The organism is Brevibacillus sp. JNUCC-41 (genome assembly GCF_014844095.1).
GTDB classification, from domain to species: Bacteria; Bacillota; Bacilli; order Bacillales; family DSM-1321; genus Peribacillus; species Peribacillus aracenensis.
The window spans coordinates 4,690,028-4,708,121 of record NZ_CP062163.1 but is presented as its reverse complement, the minus strand read 5'-3'; the positions used below and the strand labels follow the sequence as shown (position 1 = coordinate 4,708,121).

Below are 18,094 nucleotides of genomic sequence, written 5' to 3'. Positions count from 1 at the left end.
GATAATAGTGAAATGGGAGGTATGTCCGATTAAGGACATACCCCATTTTTCAATTGCGAATTTGAATATTTCATGCATTCATTTCCGTTTTCAACTTCTTAGAAAATCGATGATTGGGGTGATTACCATGTTGAGATATACATTAAACCGTTTTAAATGGGCGATTATTACTTTATGGGCTGTTATTACATTAACGTTCATCATAATGCATACGATTCCGGGAAATCCATTTGCAAAAGAAGGAGCCATGCCTCCTGCTGTTTATGAAAACCTTCAAGTCCACTATGGATTGGACAAGCCGTTGTTGACCCAATATGGGAATTATTTATTGGAAGTCGTTCAATTTGATTTTGGTCCTTCATTGAAATCTTCTTCCATTTCCGTGAATGATTACATTTTGAAGGGGTTTCCAGTGTCATTGCACTTAGGGGCACAAGCTTTGGTGATTGCCATCTTCTTTGGCCTCATTTTGGGTGTCGTGGCATCACTGAAAAGAAATAAATGGCCCGACTATTTATCAATGATCATTGCCATCGTAGGGATTTCCGTTCCTAACTTTATCCTGGCGACTATTTTAATTAATTATTTCGCAATTAAATGGAATATATTCCCTGTTGCTACATGGGCGACATGGCAGCATACCATTTTACCATCCATTGCCCTTTCGATGATGCCGCTTGCTTTCATCGCGAGACTGATGCGGACAAGCATGCTTGAAGTAATGGGTCAGGATTACATTTTGACAGCAAAAGCCAAAGGACTGAAACGGAGCGGTGTCATAATCAAACATGCGATTCGGAATGCGTTATTGCCGATTATCACGATTCTGGGCATCCTTACGGCTAATATCGTGACAGGAAGCTTCATCATTGAACGTATTTTTGGTATTCCGGGCATGGGAGATATGTTCGTAAAGGGAATATCCAACAGGGACTACCCGGTCATTCTTGGTTCCACAATTGTGTATAGTGCGGTGCTTATCCTATTGATATTCATCGTTGATATAGCCTATACGTTGATTGATCCTAGAATTAAAGTGACGGGGGAGAAGAAATAATGGCAGAAAAAGTGCATTTAACCGAAGATATGTTCCAACCCGCCGAAGGCAACTTTAAGGAAGCTGAAAAAATAGCAAGACCTACAGTTTCATATTGGTCTGACGTCTGGCGTCGATTTAAGGAAAATAAGCTGGCGATGACGGGGTTTATTCTAATAATCCTCTTGGTCTTGATGGCGATTTTTGGTCCGTATATTAACGGATATACTTATTATGGACAAGATTTCGAGAAAAAGAATCTTAGCCCAAATAGCGAACATTGGTTTGGAACGGATTCATCAGGAAGGGATCTATTTACGCGAGCTTGGTACGGTGCAAGGATATCCTTGTTCATTGGATTGATGGCAGCGCTGATCGACTTTTTAATTGGTGTCCTTTATGGCGGGATTTCTGCCATTCGCGGTGGACGCACGGATAATATCATGATGCGTTTCGCTGAGGTGATCTATGCGATTCCATACCTATTGATGGTTATCTTAATGATGGTCGTATTAAAACCTGGTATTCTGCCGATCATCATTGCGATGTCGATTACGGGGTGGATTCCGATGGCGCGACTTGTACGTGGACAAGTTTTACAACTGAAAGAGAATGAATATATCCATGCTGCAACAATCTCTGGAGCCAATACGAGCTGGACTTTAAGAAAACACATGATTCCAAATACAATGGGACCGATCCTTGTCAATTTAACGCTGACTGTACCTACTGCCATTTTTGCCGAAGCTACACTTAGCTTTTTGGGATTGGGAGTTCCGGCACCTCAGGCAAGCTGGGGAACATTGACAAGTGATGCACTGGGAAGCATTCTGGTAGGGAATTTCTATCAACTTTTAATTCCTGCAATATTGATTTCCTTAACGATGTTCGCGTTCAATGTGGTTGGTGACGGATTGCAGGATGCCTTAGATCCAAAACTACGGAAATAAATGAGTCCTAACATAATGATTTGATATTACTAGAATAGGAGGGACGATGATGGAGAACCTATTAGAAGTCAACGATTTACAAATCACCTTCCATACTTATGCAGGTAAAGTGCAAGCGGTTCGCGGTGTGAACTTTGGCGTGAAAAAGGGGGAAGCCGTTGCGATTGTTGGGGAGTCCGGATGCGGCAAAAGTGTTACAGCGAAATCTATCATGAGATTATTGGAAACACCCCCGGCAGAGTATGGAAAAGGGTCGATAAACTTTGGCGGTAAAGACCTTCTTAAAATGAGTGAAAAGGAAATGCAGAGGATTCGCGGGAATGAAATCAGCATGATTTTCCAAGATCCGATGACTTCGCTCAATCCAACGACAAAAATCGGCAGCCAGATCATGGAAGGTATTTTAAAGCATAATAAAAACATGCCCCGAAATGATGCATATGAACGGGCGTTGGAAACGCTCAAACTGGTAGGTATACCTCAGCCGGAAAAAAGGATGCAGCAATATCCGCATGAGTTTTCAGGTGGTATGCGCCAAAGGGCAATGATTGCGATGGCCCTTGCTTGTGAACCGAAATTACTGATTGCCGATGAACCTACAACAGCATTGGATGTAACGATACAAGCGCAAATTTTGGAGCTGATGAAAGATATCCAACGAAGAATGGATACTTCCATCATTTTAATCACTCATGATTTAGGTGTGGTTGCGGAAACTTGTGAACGGGTAGTCGTCATGTATGCAGGCAAGGTTGTGGAGACGGGTACGGTAGAGGCTATATTTTCAAACCCGCAGCATCCTTATACAAGAGGTCTGCTTAAAACGGTGCCAAGGCTCGATATGGAAAAAACGGCTCCGTTGGTTCCGATTATCGGATCACCACCGGATTTATTGGATCCGCCAAAAGGATGCCCATTTTACCCAAGATGTGAATCAGCAATGAAAGTGTGCAAAGACCATGATCCGGAGCTTGAAGTAGTGGAAGAAGGTCAGACAGCCGCATGCTGGCTGCACCACCCGATGGCAAAGGCAGCACAAGTACAAGCACCGACTAATGTGTAAAGGAGGAGAACCAATGGTTTCACTGAAAAATAAGGCTGTAAAAGAAAAGACATACAACGAAAATTCTCCTCTTGTTGAAATAAAGAATCTGAAAAAGCATTTTCCAATCGGTTCTCAATCGCTTAAAGCAGTAGACGGTTTGGATCTCAAAATCTATCCAGGGGAAACTGTCGGTCTTGTTGGGGAAAGCGGTTGCGGTAAGTCGACTGCAGGTCGTACAATCACTCGATTATATGAACCGACAGATGGAGAAGTTCTTTTTCAGGGGAAAAATATTTTCGATTACAAACCTGGGGAAATGTCACATATCCGCCGTGAAATACAAATGATTTTCCAAGATCCTTACGCATCCTTGAACCCAAGGATGAAGGTGGAGGAATTGATTGGGGAACCACTTGCCATTCATGGGATATCAAAAGGTAAAGAGCGAAGAAAACGGGTGGAAGACCTGTTAAAGCTGGTTGGTTTAAGTCCGGAGCATATCACTCGTTTTCCGCATGAATTCAGTGGCGGACAACGCCAGCGTATTGGAATTGCAAGGGCCTTGGCTTTAAATCCTAAATTCATCGTTTGTGATGAACCAATCTCTGCCTTGGATGTTTCGATACAGGCCCAAGTGGTCAACTTATTAAAAGAACTGCAAAAAGAAATGGGATTGACTTATTTATTCATCGCGCATGATTTATCGATGGTCAAGTATATTTCAGATCGCATTTTAGTCATGTACCTTGGAAGAATGATGGAACTTTCGGATAGTGATTCTTTAACGAAAGATCCGCTACATCCATACACACAGGCCTTGCTATCCGCAGTACCGATACCAGACCCGACTATTAAACGGGAAAGGATCGTCCTTAAAGGCGATGTACCAAGTCCGATCAATCCGCCGAGCGGCTGTGTATTTCGGACGCGCTGCCCTAAGGCGATGGAGATATGCTCAAGTGCTGTACCTGAATGGAAAGAACAAAAACCAGGGCATTTCGTCGCTTGTCATTTATATTGGTAAACAAAAAAACCAGTTGCATTTGCGACTGGTCTTTTTTTACACATTTATGTAAAATATTTTTGGAATGGAAACAATTATCAAATTATTTATCAGCATGTCAAAATAAAAAACTAGGAATCTGAAAATAAAACATATAAAATGTAATTATATGTAAATATAAAATTCTGTTGAATGTTTCAATTTGTGAGAGAAGGAGGGATTGTTAGTGTATTCCACGATAACTAGTGAAATCGTCGATCGTGTCATGATTGTTACTCTTAATCGTCCAGAGAGAATGAATGCTTTCAATGAAAAAATGTGTGAAGAGATGATTCACGCTTTTAATGAAGCGGATGAAAATGATGACGTACGAGCCGTCATATTAACTGGCGCTGGAGATGCTTTTTGTGCTGGGATGGATTTGGAAAAAGGTGCAGAAACCTTTATGGATCACACTCCTTTGGTTGAATATCGCGATGCAGGGGGAATGTTGTCATTACGGATTTTTGAGATGAAGAAACCTATGATAGCAGCCATTAATGGAGCGGCAGTCGGGATTGGGATAACAATGACTTTGCCCATGGACATTAGAATCGCTTCAACAGATGCAAAGATGGGTTTTGTATTTGCAAGGCGGGGGATAACGATGGAGGCATGCAGCGGTTGGTTCTTGCCTAGACTTGTCGGAATGGGCAAAGCTTCCGAATGGATTTTTACCGGCAGGATGATTACGGCCAGTGAAGCATATGAGGGAAGGCTGGTAAACAAGATTGTCGAGCCAGACGAATTGATGTCTGCAGCAATGGAGATTGCGACAGACATTGCGGAAAATACATCTTCCGTCTCTGTGACGCTATCCCGGCAGTTAATGTGGTCAATGCTCGGTGCTAACCATCCGGTTGAATCACACAAAATAGAATCGAAAATGATTCATTGGACCGGAAAACAAGCTGATGCACTAGAAGGAATCGAAGCTTTTCTCGAAAAAAGGAAAGCCGATTTCAAAATGAAAAGCAGCACTGATATGCCACCGTTTTATCCATGGGGAACGGACCGAACCTATGAAGTGGAGAAGAAATGAATGGGGTAATATCAGGGAATCCAGGGCTTCGTAAGTGCGTGATAATTTTTACTTTTCGGATAAATTAGGGTTTCTATTCCTAGTGTGTTATACTGAGTTTACCATTTACTAAACTTGTTTCATGTTCCCTATTCCATGTGAATAGGGTTTTTTTTGATTGCTTTTTCAATCAAAAAAACAGACCCTACAAGTAGGGTCCGTTATATATTGTATTTAAAATTACGCTTTTTGAACGTTAGTAGCTTGGGGTCCACGTTGACCTTGCTCAACTTCAAAAGTAACTTCTTGACCTTCGTCTAATGATTTGAATCCTTCGCTTTGGATAGCTGAGAAATGTACGAATACATCGTCTCCGTTTTCGCGTTCGATGAAGCCAAATCCTTTTTCTGCGTTAAACCATTTTACTTTACCTTGTTCCATTGTTGTTGCCTCCTAGTGTGAATCCACACATTGTGTTACTACCCTTGCTCAATCATTAGACGAAAAGTTTTTCACTTATCAATCTTCCCGAACAAAAATAATTCTTTTTAAATATAACAGATAATGTCGGAGTCTGCAAGCTAACAATGGAAGATTATTTATGTGCACAGGCCATGAATAATTCTTGATACCCATGATTTTCCTCCTGGGTGTGATTGCCGTGACATTACATTGACCCCAGAAACATGGAATATGTTCGAAAAAAAGAATTCAAGTTAATCAATCGCAAATTGTAATTGTGGACATCTCATCTACAAATTTTTCCGATTTATGATGCATTCCTAATACTGTCATCCCAAAGGACTTGGCAATTTTTGAGGTTTCCTGTCCGATTTTTCCAGAAAAGAACTCATTCAAATTTTGGTTTATTATGGGTTTTCACGCCCTGAATCATTCTTTTCCGAATCATTCGTAAGTTTCGATAATATTTTAAATGGGACAGCGAGTGCTTAACAAGCTTGCTATAATACTAGTAATCAATGGAATGGGGTGTATTCATGAACGTGAAAGACATATATGGACAGCTGCCTACTATGGAATCAAAACGCTTGGTAATGAGGAAAGTCACCATGAATGATGCCGAAGACATGTTCGCTTATGCATCCAACAGTGAAGTTTCCCGTTATGTCACATGGGAAGCTCATCGTTCCCTAAGTGATACAAAAGATTTTATCCGGTTTATCCTACAAAATTATGAGGATAAGAAAATTGCTCCATGGGGCATAGAACACAAGCAAAGTGGTAAGTTGATTGGTACGATTGATTTTGTTACATGGCAGGTTGATCATCATAGTGCAGAAATCGGATATGTGCTTGCACCCGAATATTGGGTGAGTGGCTTGATGACGGAGGCAGCTCAAAAGATAATCGCCTTTGGCTTTGAAAATATGAACCTAGTTCGAATACAAGCACGGTGCTTCGTTGAAAATTTGGGTTCAGAGCGAGTCATGCAAAAGTCTGGCATGTCTTTTGAAGGAATCATAAGAAAAGGAATGTTTGTTAAGGGAAAGCATCAAGACCTAAAGCTATATTCCATCATAAAATGATGGCTGTGAAGTCAGCTGATCAAAGAGATAATAATTAAGGAAATATACATCGGCTTTGAAAGCCTGAATTTCTTTCAAGATTACTATGAATATGGGAATATCAAAAACAAACAATATGTGCAAATATTGAATAAAAAACTATACAAAACGTCTAATGAAAAAAGTCGATTTGAAAAATATAATGAAACTATGAAATCGTGTTGAAATGGAGGGTATATTAATGGCAGTTATCAATGATGTAGAAACGTTGAAAAATTATATCGGTGGCAAATGGGTGGAGTCCACAACTTCGAAACATGAACAAGTGCCTAATCCGGCAACAGGGGAAGCATTGGCAATCGTTCCCCTTTCAACAAAGGAAGATGTAGACCAAGCGGTGCAAGTTGCTAAAAAGGCTTTTAAAGAATGGAAAAAGGTGGCCGTTCCAAAAAGAGCTCGCTTCTTATTCCGTTACCAGCAATTATTGATAGAACATTGGGATGAGCTTGCAAAGCTGGTCACTATCGAAAACGGAAAAAGCTATACAGAAGCATATGGTGAGGTTCAGCGGGGGATTGAATGCGTAGAGTTCGCAGCAGGTGCGCCTACATTGATGATGGGAAGTCAGCTACCTGATATTTCCCCAGGCATTGAATCCGGCATGTATCGGTATCCAATGGGTGTCGTTGCCGGGATTACACCGTTTAATTTCCCGATGATGGTGCCATGTTGGATGTTCCCGCTGGCAATAGCTTGTGGAAATACGTTTATCTTAAAACCTTCAGAACGGACACCGCTTTTAGCCAACCGTCTTGTGGAATTATTGACAGAAGCCGGAGTTCCGGATGGTGTTGTCAATATTGTCCATGGTGCCCACGATGTCGTGAATGGGATTTTGGAACATGAAGACATTAAAGCGGTATCATTTGTGGGATCCCAGCCTGTCGCAGAGTATGTATACAAAACGGCAGCTGCCAATAAAAAACGTGTCCAGGCTTTATCAGGAGCGAAAAATCATTCCATCGTCATGCCTGATGCGAATTTGGATAATGCTGTAACGAACATAACGAATGCCGCTTTCGGTTCTGCAGGCGAGCGCTGCATGGCTGCATCAGTGGTTGTTGCGGTGGGGGAAGTGGGAGATTCGCTCGTTGAGAGATTAAAGGCTGCAGCGGATGATATCAAGATTGGAAATGGAATGGATAAGGACGTTTTCCTGGGACCAGTGATCCGTGATACTCATAAAAAGAGAACTGAACAATATATTGAAATCGGGGAAAAAGAAGGAGCTGTCCTCCTTCGTGATGGCAGGAATGAAGGCGATCAGGAAAATGGCTATTACGTTGGACCGACTTTATTTGATCATGTGAAAACAAATATGAAAATATGGAAGGATGAAATTTTTGCCCCTGTCTTATCCATAGTACGGGTTAATACCCTTGAAGAAGCAATCGAATTGACCAATCAATCCGAATTTGCCAACGGTGCCTGCCTCTATACGGATAGTGCAAAAGCCATCCGGGAATTTCGCGAAGAAATTGATGCAGGTATGCTTGGTATTAACCTTGGGGTACCCGCGCCAATGGCATTCTTTCCATTTTCCGGCTATAAAAGTTCATTTTATGGAGATCTTCATGCCAATGGGAAAGACGGCGTTGAATTTTACACTAGAAAGAAAATGTTAACGGCAAGATACTGATAGGAAATTGGGGGTCGACACAAATTGTGGTCGGCCTTCATTTATAAATTATTTTAGGAGGAGTGTACCTTATGCAAGTTGAAAAACATGGTCAGGATCTTAAAGCGATGGATGGTAAATATGTATGGCATCATATGAAAGGGGCTGAATCCAGCCCTGGAGCAATGGTGATCAAAAACGGGCAAGGAGCATGGATAACGGATGTTGATGGGAATCGTTTCCTGGATGGGATGTCAGGCTTATGGTGTGTCAACGTTGGGTATGGCCGCACGGAACTGGCTGAAGCGGCTTACGAGCAGCTGAAGGAACTTCCTTATGCCCCTTTAACGAATAGCCACATCCCGGCCATTAAGCTAGCAGAGAAATTAAATGAATGGCTTGGTGGGGATTATGTGATTTTCTTCTCTAACAGCGGTTCGGAAGCGAATGAGACTGCTTTTAAAATTGCGCGGCAGTATCATCAGCAAAAAGGTGAACATGGACGTTATAAATTCATTTCCCGTTATCGCGGCTATCATGGAAATTCAATGGGCGCCCTGTCAGCCACCGGGCAGGCACAGCGAAAATATAAATATGAACCACTCGCCCCAGGATTTCTTCATGTATCACCGCCAGATTCTTACCGAAATCCAGAGGGTGAAAGCGGTGAAAAAAGTGCAGCGGAAATTGAACGGACCATTACATGGGAGTTGAGCGAAACGGTGGCTGCGGTCATCATGGAACCAATCATCACTGGGGGCGGAATTTTGATGCCGCCTGATGGTTATATGAAACGTGTCAAGGAAATTTGTGAGAAAAATGGTGTCCTTCTCATTTCGGATGAGGTCATTTGCGGGTTTGGCCGTACCGGTAAGAAGTTCGGATTTATGAACTATGATGTAAAACCAGACATCGTAACAATGGCTAAAGGAATCACGAGCGCTTACTTGCCATTATCCGCTACAGCAGTCAAACGTGAAATTTATGAAGCGTATATTGGCTCAGACGTTTATGACCGCTTTCGACATGTAAATACATTTGGCGGCAATCCGGCTGCCTGTGCCCTTGCTTTGAAGAATATTGAAATATATGAAAATGAAAAACTTATAGAACGGTCTAAGGAGCTAGGTCTACGCTTTCTGCAAGAGTTTGAAGAAATCAAATCTCATCCGAATGTCGGGGATGTACGTGGCAAAGGTTTGTTGGTAGGCATTGAACTAGTAGAAGATAAACTGACAAAACAACCGATTGAACTTACCAAAATCAATAAAGTAATTGCATCATGCAAAGAAAAGGGTCTGATCATAGGTAAAAATGGTGATACAGTAGCAGGTTTCAATAATGTCCTGACCCTTGCTCCCCCGCTTAGTATAACTGAAGAGGATTTTTCATTCATCATAACGACTGTAAAGCGAACGCTAGCTGAACTATGAAAATAAGGTGATGAAAAAAACTGAAAATTCAGCATATTATTGAGTTTCTGTATGTACTTATTGATACTCATTATTTATTTAAGAAAGATTGCATCCATACTTTGCTTATTAAATGAGACTGCTGTTTAATTTTAGCACCGTTCAGAACTTTGAACGGTGCTTTTGGCAATGATTTAGGAAGAGGGAGCGGAAAGGATTCTAATGCGAACTGAGGGGGCATTTTGGAATCGTTTTCCTTGCTAAGTTATAGCGGATGTTCGAAAATGGAATGATAAGGAGTGGCAGAAAATCAATACTATCTGGCAGAAGAGGTGAGGGACATGAATAATGAAGATATAACAAAAAAACTGACACTGCATATCCCTGAAATTTTAGGGAGTGGGAATTTTTCAAAGTATGCGGTATTGGTACCGCTTATAGAGAAAGAAGATGGAATTCATGTTCTTTTCGAAGAGCGTTCACACAAACTGAGAAGGCAGCCGGGGGATATATGTTTTCCGGGCGGGAAAATAGACAAGCTGGACCGTGATGAACAGGATGCTGCCCTAAGGGAAACATATGAGGAACTTAATTTGAGAAAAGAAGATATTGAAAATGTCTTTCCAATCGATTATTTGGTATCTCCATTTGGGATGATTGTCTATCCATATGCAGGATTTGTTCGTAACCATCAACGGATCATACCTAATCCAGCTGAGGTAGAAACCGTTTTTACGGTCCCCCTATCCTTTTTCATGGAAAAACCTCCAGAGATTTATCATGTGAAATATAAGGTGGAACCGCATGACAACTTCCCTCATGATTTAGTAGTTGGCGGGGAGAATTATAAATGGCAGCCAAAACAGATGGAAGAATATTTTTATATATATAATGAACGAGTAATTTGGGGGATGACGGCGAAAATCCTTACCCATTTTATTGAAATTCTTCGTTAGCCCCTTCTAAAGCACCTTTTTTTCTAGATGGATTTCTATTAAACTTAAATTATGGTAAAAGTTAGGTTTTAATAGAAGCGGGGGGATGAGTGGATGAAGTATAGTTTTGAAGTACTTGAAAAAGAACGGGAAATGGCAATGGCTGCACTTGTGAACTTCAATGAAAACCGCGAATACTATGATGAAACCAAGGATCAGGAACTTAAGCTGGCATACTATAAAGATGGTTCTTTGGACCGGGAAGGATTGAAGGACCTACTTGTGGCAACCCATAAAAACCAGCTGAACTACTCACCACATCGTCATGTTTACCCTTGGGTGGACTTACAGGAAAATGGCCAGTTGAAAAGCCTGTATTCCGGTAAAGGGATGGACCCTGTACGAGTCATTGAGGAAGATATCCGTATACTTGAAGTGGTGTCAAGAGGCATAGAATCAACAAATACGGAGAACATTCTCGTTAATTGTGAACATGTCGTACCTCAATCATGGTTCGATAAAAAAGAACCGATGAGGGGGGATTTGCATCATCTGTTCGCCTGTGAACCAACGTGTAACAGTAGCCGGAGTAACTATCCATACCATGATTTTAAGGATTATATCCCTGAAAAATCGGCTGCCGGTATAAAAGCGGGTTGCGGGAAATCAGATGAGGGTAAATTCGAGCCTGAATACGGAAAAGGCATCGTGGCGAGGGCTACTTTATACTTTTTACTCAGATATGAGGGCATCATCGATAGCGGCAATATTGACCTGGAGCTGCTTATGGAATGGCATCGGCTTTTTCCGGTCAGCACTTATGAAAAACATAGAAACCAGGCTATACATGAAATGCAGGGTAATCGTAACCCATATATAGATTTTCCCGAAATGGCGGAGAAATGGAATTAAAGAAGGATAACAAAAAAAGGATTGAAGCTGCTGTAGCTTCAATCCTTTTTATTATCGATTATAAGAATTTTACGCAAACAGGGAAGGGAACTTGAACATCTTTTTGCAGTAATGTTAACTTTCCGTCAAGTTCATTTCGGGCAAATAGTGTCAGGTTTCCTGATTGTTCATTAGAAGCAATCAGAAATTTTCCGCTAGGATCCAATGAAAAATCACGTGGCCAATTTCCTTCGGTAGAAACCAGTTCCACGAATGCCAGTTTGCCTGTTTCTTGATTGATTTGGTAAACGGCAATACTATCATGTCCGCGGTTTGCAGCATATATGAATTGCCCGTCATCTGAAATGTGAATGGCGCTTCCTTGGTTATTTTCCTTGAAATCTTCCGGGACGGATCGAACCGTTTGTAATTCAGAAAAGCTTCCGGTTTGACTATCGAAGCTTAAAACAATGACTTCTGGTACAAGTTCTGCCATAACATACGCAAATTTTCCGTTTGGGTGGAAGGTCAAGTGCCGTGGTCCGCTGCCGGGAGAAACAGTTAAGCTGTTTACTTCTTCCAAAACCCCATTATCTATTTTATAGGTTATTACTTTATCTATTCCAAGGTCTACTACGGCAATGAACCTTTCATCCGGTGTGAACCCGGCGAAGTGAGTGTGCGCTTTTTCCTGACGTTCTTCATTCGGTCCTTGACCCTCATGCTGAACAGTGGATGATACGGGCAAAGGGGTCGCATCGCCATGAAGCGGATAGGATTCAATCACACCTTCTCCATAACTGGAAGTGATCAAGACCTGTTTCTTGCTGTCGACACTTATATGGCAGGAAGAACCATTTGGTGTCAGTTGTTTGCCCAAGAAGGTAAGCTTACCTGACTCTTCATTGATCGAATAGGCTGAAACTCCACCGCTGCCCGCTTCTTTTAAAATGGCGTAGAGATTCTTCTTGTCCTGGCTGATGGCGACATAAGTCGGATCGGTTAATTCTGCTGCAAGAACCGGTGTACTGAGTTTTCCTTCTGCTGTATCTAAAGTGAAGCGGTAAATACCTTTACTATTTTCTTTTGTGTAAGTGCCTATGTATCCAATTATGGTTCGTTTATCATGTTTTTCCATATTTATCTCCCCCAAGAAAGATTTGTGTTTAATTTTATTTTAACATAGATGATACCCATTATATCCTTTTCCCGGTTTAAGTCGAGTTGGAACCTGATTCATTTAGAAATTACTGGGGTAAGAAGAAAAAAACCCCGACTAGGGGGTCAAATTTTATCGACTGGCTTTGATGCTTCGATAGGAATATGCCTAAACTCAGAAACTGAAAATAAACCCTTATCCGTCAGTTTAATTTCGGGGATGACAGGCAACGCCAAGAATGCAAGTGTAAGGAAAGGGTTGAAATGCCTGTTGGCACCCAGTTTCAATAGGGCTCCATCGATTTTTTTCAACGAATGGACTACATCGATATAATTCCATTCGCTCATCAATCCGGCTATCGGAAGGGGAAGTGAAGCGAGTATTTCCCCATTTTGGATTACGGCCAATCCGCCCTGCATTTTTTTTATTTCATTTGCTGCCAAAAGCATATCTTGATCATTCGTCCCGGCAATGATCAAATTATGTGAATCATGGGCTACTGTCGTGGCAATTGCGCCTGAATTCAAACCGAGCCCTTTGACGATGCCTAGACCTACTTGTTTGGTCATATGATGCCGTTCAATAACAGCAAGTTTTATATGATCAACAAGTTCGGAGAACCGGAATAGCCCATCCTGATTAAGTGTAACCGGTTCAATCGAATGCTTTGTAATCAAGCTGTTTGGAGTTATCTCAATAATATTAGCGAACTTATTTTTAAAAGGTATCGCCAAATCACCTTCCGTTAATTCATGAAATTGAACGGAGTGCTTCAACCCGGCGTCAATGGCATGATCCTTTTCAGGTGGAAAGTTAAGTAAACGATTATTTTGAACGATAAGCTTTCCCTCTTTAAAGACGGAGTGAATGATGACTGAATCAAGGTCATCCAATATAAGGAAGTCCGCCTTGTATCCAGGTGCTATCGCACCAGTTTCCTTTAAGCCAAAACATTCTGCTGCATTAATGGTCGCCATTTGAATGGCGGTAATTGGCGGGACACCTGTTTTTATGGAAAGTCGGACGTTGTGATCGATACTCCCTTCAGATACAATATCGTCAAGGTGCCGGTCGTCGGTGACGAATAAACAACGTCGGGAGTTCTTCTCATTTATAACTGGAATCAGGTTTTTTAAGTCTTTGGCAACGGTGCCTTCCCTGATCATAAGATACATTCCTTTACGCAGTCTTTCTTTTGCCTCTTCCGCTGTAGTGCATTCATGATCCGTTTTAATGCTTGCACACATATAAACATTGAGCTGTTGTTCGGATAAGCCTGCTGCATGGCCATCGATGCTTTTGCCTAATTTATTAGCATCGTATATTTTTTGCAGCATATCCTCCTCCGTAAGTGAAACGGCCGGGAAATTCATGACTTCAGCTAAACCGAGCACTCTCGGGTTTTGATAAAACGGAATTAAATCTTCACTTTTTAGGACAGCACCAGAGTGTTCAAACTCCGTAGCAGGTACACAAGAAGGCATCATGAAGTAAAAGTCGAAAGGGAGTTGAGCGGATTGATCAATCATATATTCCATGCCCATTTTGCCAGAAACATTGGCAATTTCATGAGGGTCTGCAATGATGCTCGTCACACCATGTAAAAGGAGGATTTTTGCGAGTTCCGATGGCCTTACCATCGAAGATTCAATATGGACATGGCCATCAATGAATGTAGGGCATACGAATTTTCCTGCTGCATCGATTTCTGAAACACCCTCATAACGCCCAATTCCAGCAAAAAAACCATCGACGACAGCAATGTCACCTTTATAGATATCACCATTGAAAACATCTATGATTTGCCCGTTCTTTATGACGCAATCCGCAGGCGTTCTCCCAGCAGCAACGTCTATTCTCCTTTTAAGCAAGTTTTTTTTCATATGCGTAACCCCTTTGACAAAAGTATAACCGGTTAATATTTCACTTTATCAGTATTGGTTTCCCATGTTCGGAATGGTAATTCGTGGTCATTAAAAGAAAGTTGTTCCATTTTTATCGTCCGTTTTTCCATTGGCAGGGCAAGTTCCTTGTATATAAAGTGATCATCAAAGCCAATAAGTGCAGCGTCTTCTTTAGTACATGCGTAATAAATGGCTTTAGGTCGTGCCCAATAAATAGCACCGATGCACATGGGGCAAGGTTCGCAGCTAGTGTAAATTTCACAATCAGTAAGTTGGAAGCTGTCGAGATTCCTGCATGCATCGCGAATCGCCTGTACTTCGGCGTGAGCTGTAGGGTCGTTGGCCGTTGTTACATTATTACATCCTCTGCCTATGACTTTGCCATCTTTAACGATTATTGCACCAAAAGGTCCCCCGTTCTTTGCCATAACATTTTCATATGCAAGCCGAACTGCCATCTCCATGTATTTTACATCCACTAAAAAAACACCCCTTCATATATTAATAACCAAAAAGTGTTGATGTTACGTTTATGAACGTAAATATAATAAACAATATACCATACGCTTTGGGAAATGGATTATTTTTTTCAGAAAATAAAGAAAATTCATTTTGCGGTAATATATAAGAGGTGCAATCAAAAGTGGTTTAAAAGATTTTTTACAAATAATTATAAAACTGATATGGTTAGAAGAAAATCATTAGAATTATGAAGGTGATATGCATGGGGTTTTTGGGAGTTCTTTTACCGATATTTGGTATATTTGTTTTAGGTTTCATCGGTCAGAAAAAGTTTAAACTTGATACAAAATCGATTTCAACGATGGCATTATATTTAATGTCACCTTTTCTTGTATTCCGAACTTTTTATTCCGCTGAATTTACGATTAGTTATGTTTACCTGTTCTTATTCACGGTAGTACTTTGTCTTTCTCTCATTCTGGTAGTCTACATCATATCTTTTTTTCGCAATTATACAGTCACTGAAACAAGCGGCATGATATTGGCATCGGCATTCATGAATAACGGGAATTACGGAACACCTGTCATTTTCCTGTTATTCGGAGCCGCAGGACTCGATTATGCAATCATCCTTATGGTGGGACAGCAGTTAGTGATGTGCACGATAGGCATTTATTTCGCAGCAAAGGGCAGCCCGGAAGGTAACGGAGTTCAAACAGCGATTAAAGCAGTATGTCGGATGCCAATTGTTTATGGAGCCATTGCGGGTACAGTATTTCAGTTCGGGAACATACCTTTAAGCAATTCGGTTATGGAAGCTATTAACCTTGTAGCAAATGCAGCAATCCCAACAATCATGATTACACTGGGAATGCAGCTGGCCAACATTTCCCTGAAAAAGATTGCCTATCGAAAACTATCAGTTTCGCTGTTGCTTAAGCTTGCCGTTTCACCAGCCATTGCCTTCCTGCTATCACTCGCCTTACCAGTGGGTGAAATGGTCAGGCATATCATGATCATCGTAGCTGCCATGCCAACGGCGGCCAACACTACGATGTATGCGCTCCAATTCAACACAGAGCCTGAATTCGTATCAAGTGCTACTTTCATAAGTACTTCATTAAGCCTGATTACGCTTCCAATCATCTTTTTCTTTGTATTATAGAAGATTATGATTCTAATTATGTGGGCAAACTTATTATATGCACGAAGTGGGAGATTCTTATCTAATTCAAAAACGGGATCTTAGAAATTGCCTGTTTTGCCCTTGATGACCAAGTCTTGGGATAGGTTCCCATGGCTGTTAATAAACGAACTTAGCGACTTTGATTTATGTGATGATTGAGAATGATCTTCAACAATTTCCTATTTAAGGGTGAGCTTGTTTAACTGGCGTTTACTTTTTTAAATGCTGTATTTGATTGGAGGGGTTTTGTGTTCCAGACTAAAATTAAACTGATTAATACTGGAAAGATTGATGCCATTTTAAAGGAAATCGTCCTGAAGACCTATGAAGAAGCACTAGAAGAAAAACTCTTGCTATGCATGGAGTGCGGGGATGTCGATTTTTATATCGCGTATTCAAATAATGAGGAACTTCAAGATGCGATTAATGAAAACTTTGAAATTGATGAATGTGGCGAAATCATCAAAATAGATGAACATCAAGAACTTATGGATGATTTATTCGATTATTTCTTGATCATACATAAGGAAAGTGAAATGTATGATTATTTTCCAGCAGGTCCATATACTCTCGGTGGGGAAATCCGTGAATCGGATACGGATATGCTGGCGCCAAGAGGTTTATATTCAGCGCCATTTGAAGATGCATTAAAGGAATGATGAAAAAGACAGCAAATGCTGTCTTTTTTTCGTGCTGATTTATAAAAGCTCTTTGTGCTGATGGGAAATAAATGGTTTTTTACAAGAAGAGGGAATGATTCGGGAATTAACAGTTTATACTTTTCCGTTTTATGAAATATAGCAATAATATCACGAAATATGATATCACTTTTAACAAATTAAAGTTTATATGGTAATTTTAAGAAAGATTTTATATAATAAAAAGTGTGAATATTGAATATATTATTTGAATTACTAGTTTAAAATAACAATAAAAATGGTCGTTTCACTATTACTCTCGAAATATTGGGAAATAATAGTGGGAGAAAGGATTATACATAAAATTTGATTCGAGTTAGGAGAATGCTATATTACGCTTACATAATTCTGATTATTATAAATTTTCAGTTTCTTGAGATTGATTAGGGGCGGAGGGCTAATTATGATAGTTTTTGACCGAGTGAATAAGTTTTATGGCGATTTCCATGTATTGAAAGAGATTAATCTTACGATTAAGAAGGGGGAAGTGGTCGTGGTCATCGGACCGTCCGGATCAGGGAAAAGTACACTGCTTCGATGCATTAATCGTCTAGAGACCATTTCGGAAGGTTCCCTATCCATAAATGGTTCAAATGTAGCGGATAAAAAAACGGACATAAACAAACTCCGTCGGAATATCGGTATGGTTTTCCAGCATTTTCACTTGTATCCTCATAAAACCGTGCTAGAGAATATCATGCTTGCCCCCAGGAAGGTTTTAGGCCAATCCGAAGAGGAAGCGAAAAAGATTGCACTAAAGTATTTGGATAAGGTGGGGATTGGAGATAAAGCGAATTCATTTCCTTCCCAGCTTTCAGGTGGACAGCAACAACGGGTAGCGATTGCCAGAGGTTTGGCAATGGGTCCCGAAATCATGCTATTTGATGAACCTACCTCAGCCTTGGATCCAGAAATGATCGGCGAGGTACTGGATGTAATGAAGGCCCTTGCCCATGAAGGCATGACGATGGTGGTGGTTACGCACGAAATGGGATTTGCCCGTGAAGTAGCGGATCGAATCGTATTCATGGACGAAGGCAGGGTTTTGGAAGAGGCATCACCGGCTGAGTTTTACGTCAATCCTCGTGAAGAGAGGGCTCGTTTATTCCTTAGCCGTATATTAAATCATTAAATAAAAAACAGGGGTGA

The 18,094-nt window shown here is 40.9% G+C and carries 17 protein-coding genes; 13 read left to right on the top strand and 4 right to left on the bottom strand.

All coding sequences use genetic code 11. The features are described from left to right. The first annotated feature begins 127 nt into the window (after positions 1-127). The 5 genes from JNUCC41_RS22795 to JNUCC41_RS22775 all read left to right on the top strand — a co-directional run bounded on the left by JNUCC41_RS22795 (position 128) and on the right by JNUCC41_RS22775 (position 5,115). A complete protein-coding gene (locus JNUCC41_RS22795; protein ID WP_063235007.1) occupies positions 128-1,057 on the top strand; it encodes an ABC transporter permease in 930 nt (309 codons plus the stop codon). Next, positions 1,057-1,986, top strand: coding sequence for an ABC transporter permease (locus JNUCC41_RS22790; protein WP_192204974.1), 930 nt, complete (start codon positions 1,057-1,059; stop codon positions 1,984-1,986). The genes JNUCC41_RS22795 and JNUCC41_RS22790 overlap by 1 nt, the downstream gene beginning before the upstream one ends. 49 nt (positions 1,987-2,035) lie before the next feature. Beyond that, positions 2,036-3,049 (top strand): ABC transporter ATP-binding protein, encoded by a 1,014-nt coding sequence (locus tag JNUCC41_RS22785; protein ID WP_192204973.1) that lies wholly within the window; start codon positions 2,036-2,038, stop codon positions 3,047-3,049. A gap of 13 nt (positions 3,050-3,062) precedes the next feature. Then, on the top strand, positions 3,063-4,055 hold the full coding sequence (locus JNUCC41_RS22780; RefSeq protein WP_048679436.1) for an ABC transporter ATP-binding protein: 993 nt from the start codon (positions 3,063-3,065) through the stop codon (positions 4,053-4,055). Between the two features lie 205 nt (positions 4,056-4,260). Beyond that, positions 4,261-5,115 (top strand): crotonase/enoyl-CoA hydratase family protein, encoded by an 855-nt coding sequence (locus tag JNUCC41_RS22775; RefSeq protein ID WP_228467421.1) that lies wholly within the window; start codon positions 4,261-4,263, stop codon positions 5,113-5,115. Between the two features lie 219 nt (positions 5,116-5,334). Here JNUCC41_RS22775 and JNUCC41_RS22770 read toward each other — a convergent pair whose 3' ends face one another. Next, positions 5,335-5,535, bottom strand: coding sequence for a cold-shock protein (locus JNUCC41_RS22770; protein ID WP_029714163.1), 201 nt, complete (start codon positions 5,533-5,535; stop codon positions 5,335-5,337). 557 nt (positions 5,536-6,092) lie between these two features. Here JNUCC41_RS22770 and JNUCC41_RS22765 point away from each other — a divergent pair. The 5 genes from JNUCC41_RS22765 (at position 6,093) to JNUCC41_RS22745 (ending at position 11,557) form a co-directional block, all read left to right on the top strand. Then, positions 6,093-6,641, top strand: coding sequence for a GNAT family N-acetyltransferase (locus tag JNUCC41_RS22765; protein WP_192204972.1), 549 nt, complete (start codon positions 6,093-6,095; stop codon positions 6,639-6,641). A 220-nt stretch (positions 6,642-6,861) separates the two neighbouring features. Continuing rightward, entirely contained in the window at positions 6,862-8,319 is a 1,458-nt protein-coding gene (locus JNUCC41_RS22760) for a CoA-acylating methylmalonate-semialdehyde dehydrogenase (RefSeq protein ID WP_192204971.1), read from the top strand. Positions 8,320-8,390: 71 nt separating this feature from the next. Beyond that, complete coding sequence (locus JNUCC41_RS22755) at positions 8,391-9,731, top strand: aspartate aminotransferase family protein (RefSeq protein WP_192204970.1); 1,341 nt, start codon at positions 8,391-8,393, stop codon at positions 9,729-9,731. Between the two features lie 320 nt (positions 9,732-10,051). Further along, positions 10,052-10,666 carry an NUDIX hydrolase gene (locus JNUCC41_RS22750; RefSeq protein ID WP_192204969.1) on the top strand — a complete coding sequence of 205 codons (615 nt, stop codon included), beginning with the start codon at positions 10,052-10,054 and terminating at the stop codon, positions 10,664-10,666. 93 nt (positions 10,667-10,759) lie between these two features. Next, positions 10,760-11,557 (top strand): endonuclease I family protein, encoded by a 798-nt coding sequence (locus tag JNUCC41_RS22745; protein WP_192204968.1) that lies wholly within the window; start codon positions 10,760-10,762, stop codon positions 11,555-11,557. Positions 11,558-11,615: 58 nt separating this feature from the next. Here JNUCC41_RS22745 and JNUCC41_RS22740 read toward each other — a convergent pair whose 3' ends face one another. The 3 genes from JNUCC41_RS22740 to JNUCC41_RS22730 form a co-directional block, all read right to left on the bottom strand. Then, positions 11,616-12,674 (bottom strand): lactonase family protein, encoded by a 1,059-nt coding sequence (locus tag JNUCC41_RS22740; RefSeq protein ID WP_192204967.1) that lies wholly within the window; start codon positions 12,672-12,674, stop codon positions 11,616-11,618. Between the two features lie 146 nt (positions 12,675-12,820). Further along, the gene (gene ade / locus JNUCC41_RS22735) at positions 12,821-14,578 is read right to left on the bottom strand and encodes an adenine deaminase (RefSeq protein WP_192204966.1); all 1,758 of its coding nucleotides are present in this window, start codon (positions 14,576-14,578) and stop codon (positions 12,821-12,823) included. Positions 14,579-14,610: 32 nt separating this feature from the next. Continuing rightward, positions 14,611-15,063: a nucleoside deaminase gene (locus JNUCC41_RS22730; RefSeq protein ID WP_192208293.1), complete on the bottom strand. Its 453-nt coding sequence runs from the start codon at positions 15,061-15,063 to the stop codon at positions 14,611-14,613. A gap of 260 nt (positions 15,064-15,323) precedes the next feature. Here JNUCC41_RS22730 and JNUCC41_RS22725 point away from each other — a divergent pair, with 260 nt between their 5' ends. From JNUCC41_RS22725 to JNUCC41_RS22715, 3 genes are all read left to right on the top strand, one after another. Then, on the top strand, positions 15,324-16,226 hold the full coding sequence (locus tag JNUCC41_RS22725; protein ID WP_192204965.1) for an AEC family transporter: 903 nt from the start codon (positions 15,324-15,326) through the stop codon (positions 16,224-16,226). A gap of 269 nt (positions 16,227-16,495) precedes the next feature. Further along, positions 16,496-16,906 carry a hypothetical protein gene (locus JNUCC41_RS22720; protein ID WP_192204964.1) on the top strand — a complete coding sequence of 137 codons (411 nt, stop codon included), beginning with the start codon at positions 16,496-16,498 and terminating at the stop codon, positions 16,904-16,906. Positions 16,907-17,348: 442 nt separating this feature from the next. Then, positions 17,349-18,077, top strand: a complete 729-nt coding sequence (locus tag JNUCC41_RS22715; protein WP_192204963.1) for an amino acid ABC transporter ATP-binding protein — start codon at positions 17,349-17,351, stop codon at positions 18,075-18,077. Positions 18,078-18,094 lie beyond the last annotated feature (17 nt).

Bases quoted from the DNA above. Each gene is read 5' to 3' on its own strand.
- JNUCC41_RS22795 (WP_063235007.1), top strand. From the start codon at position 128: ATGTTGAGATATACATTAAACCGTTTTAAATGGGCGATTATTACTTTA.
- JNUCC41_RS22790 (WP_192204974.1), top strand. From the start codon at position 1,057: ATGGCAGAAAAAGTGCATTTAACCGAAGATATGTTCCAACCCGCCGAA.
- JNUCC41_RS22785 (WP_192204973.1), top strand. From the start codon at position 2,036: ATGGAGAACCTATTAGAAGTCAACGATTTACAAATCACCTTCCATACT.
- JNUCC41_RS22780 (WP_048679436.1), top strand. From the start codon at position 3,063: ATGGTTTCACTGAAAAATAAGGCTGTAAAAGAAAAGACATACAACGAA.
- JNUCC41_RS22770 (WP_029714163.1), bottom strand. From the start codon at position 5,535: ATGGAACAAGGTAAAGTAAAATGGTTTAACGCAGAAAAAGGATTTGGC.
- JNUCC41_RS22765 (WP_192204972.1), top strand. From the start codon at position 6,093: ATGAACGTGAAAGACATATATGGACAGCTGCCTACTATGGAATCAAAA.
- JNUCC41_RS22760 (WP_192204971.1), top strand. From the start codon at position 6,862: ATGGCAGTTATCAATGATGTAGAAACGTTGAAAAATTATATCGGTGGC.
- JNUCC41_RS22755 (WP_192204970.1), top strand. From the start codon at position 8,391: ATGCAAGTTGAAAAACATGGTCAGGATCTTAAAGCGATGGATGGTAAA.
- JNUCC41_RS22750 (WP_192204969.1), top strand. From the start codon at position 10,052: ATGAATAATGAAGATATAACAAAAAAACTGACACTGCATATCCCTGAA.
- JNUCC41_RS22745 (WP_192204968.1), top strand. From the start codon at position 10,760: ATGAAGTATAGTTTTGAAGTACTTGAAAAAGAACGGGAAATGGCAATG.
- JNUCC41_RS22740 (WP_192204967.1), bottom strand. From the start codon at position 12,674: ATGGAAAAACATGATAAACGAACCATAATTGGATACATAGGCACTTAC.
- ade (WP_192204966.1), bottom strand. From the start codon at position 14,578: ATGAAAAAAAACTTGCTTAAAAGGAGAATAGACGTTGCTGCTGGGAGA.
- JNUCC41_RS22730 (WP_192208293.1), bottom strand. From the start codon at position 15,063: ATGGAGATGGCAGTTCGGCTTGCATATGAAAATGTTATGGCAAAGAAC.
- JNUCC41_RS22725 (WP_192204965.1), top strand. From the start codon at position 15,324: ATGGGGTTTTTGGGAGTTCTTTTACCGATATTTGGTATATTTGTTTTA.
- JNUCC41_RS22715 (WP_192204963.1), top strand. From the start codon at position 17,349: ATGATAGTTTTTGACCGAGTGAATAAGTTTTATGGCGATTTCCATGTA.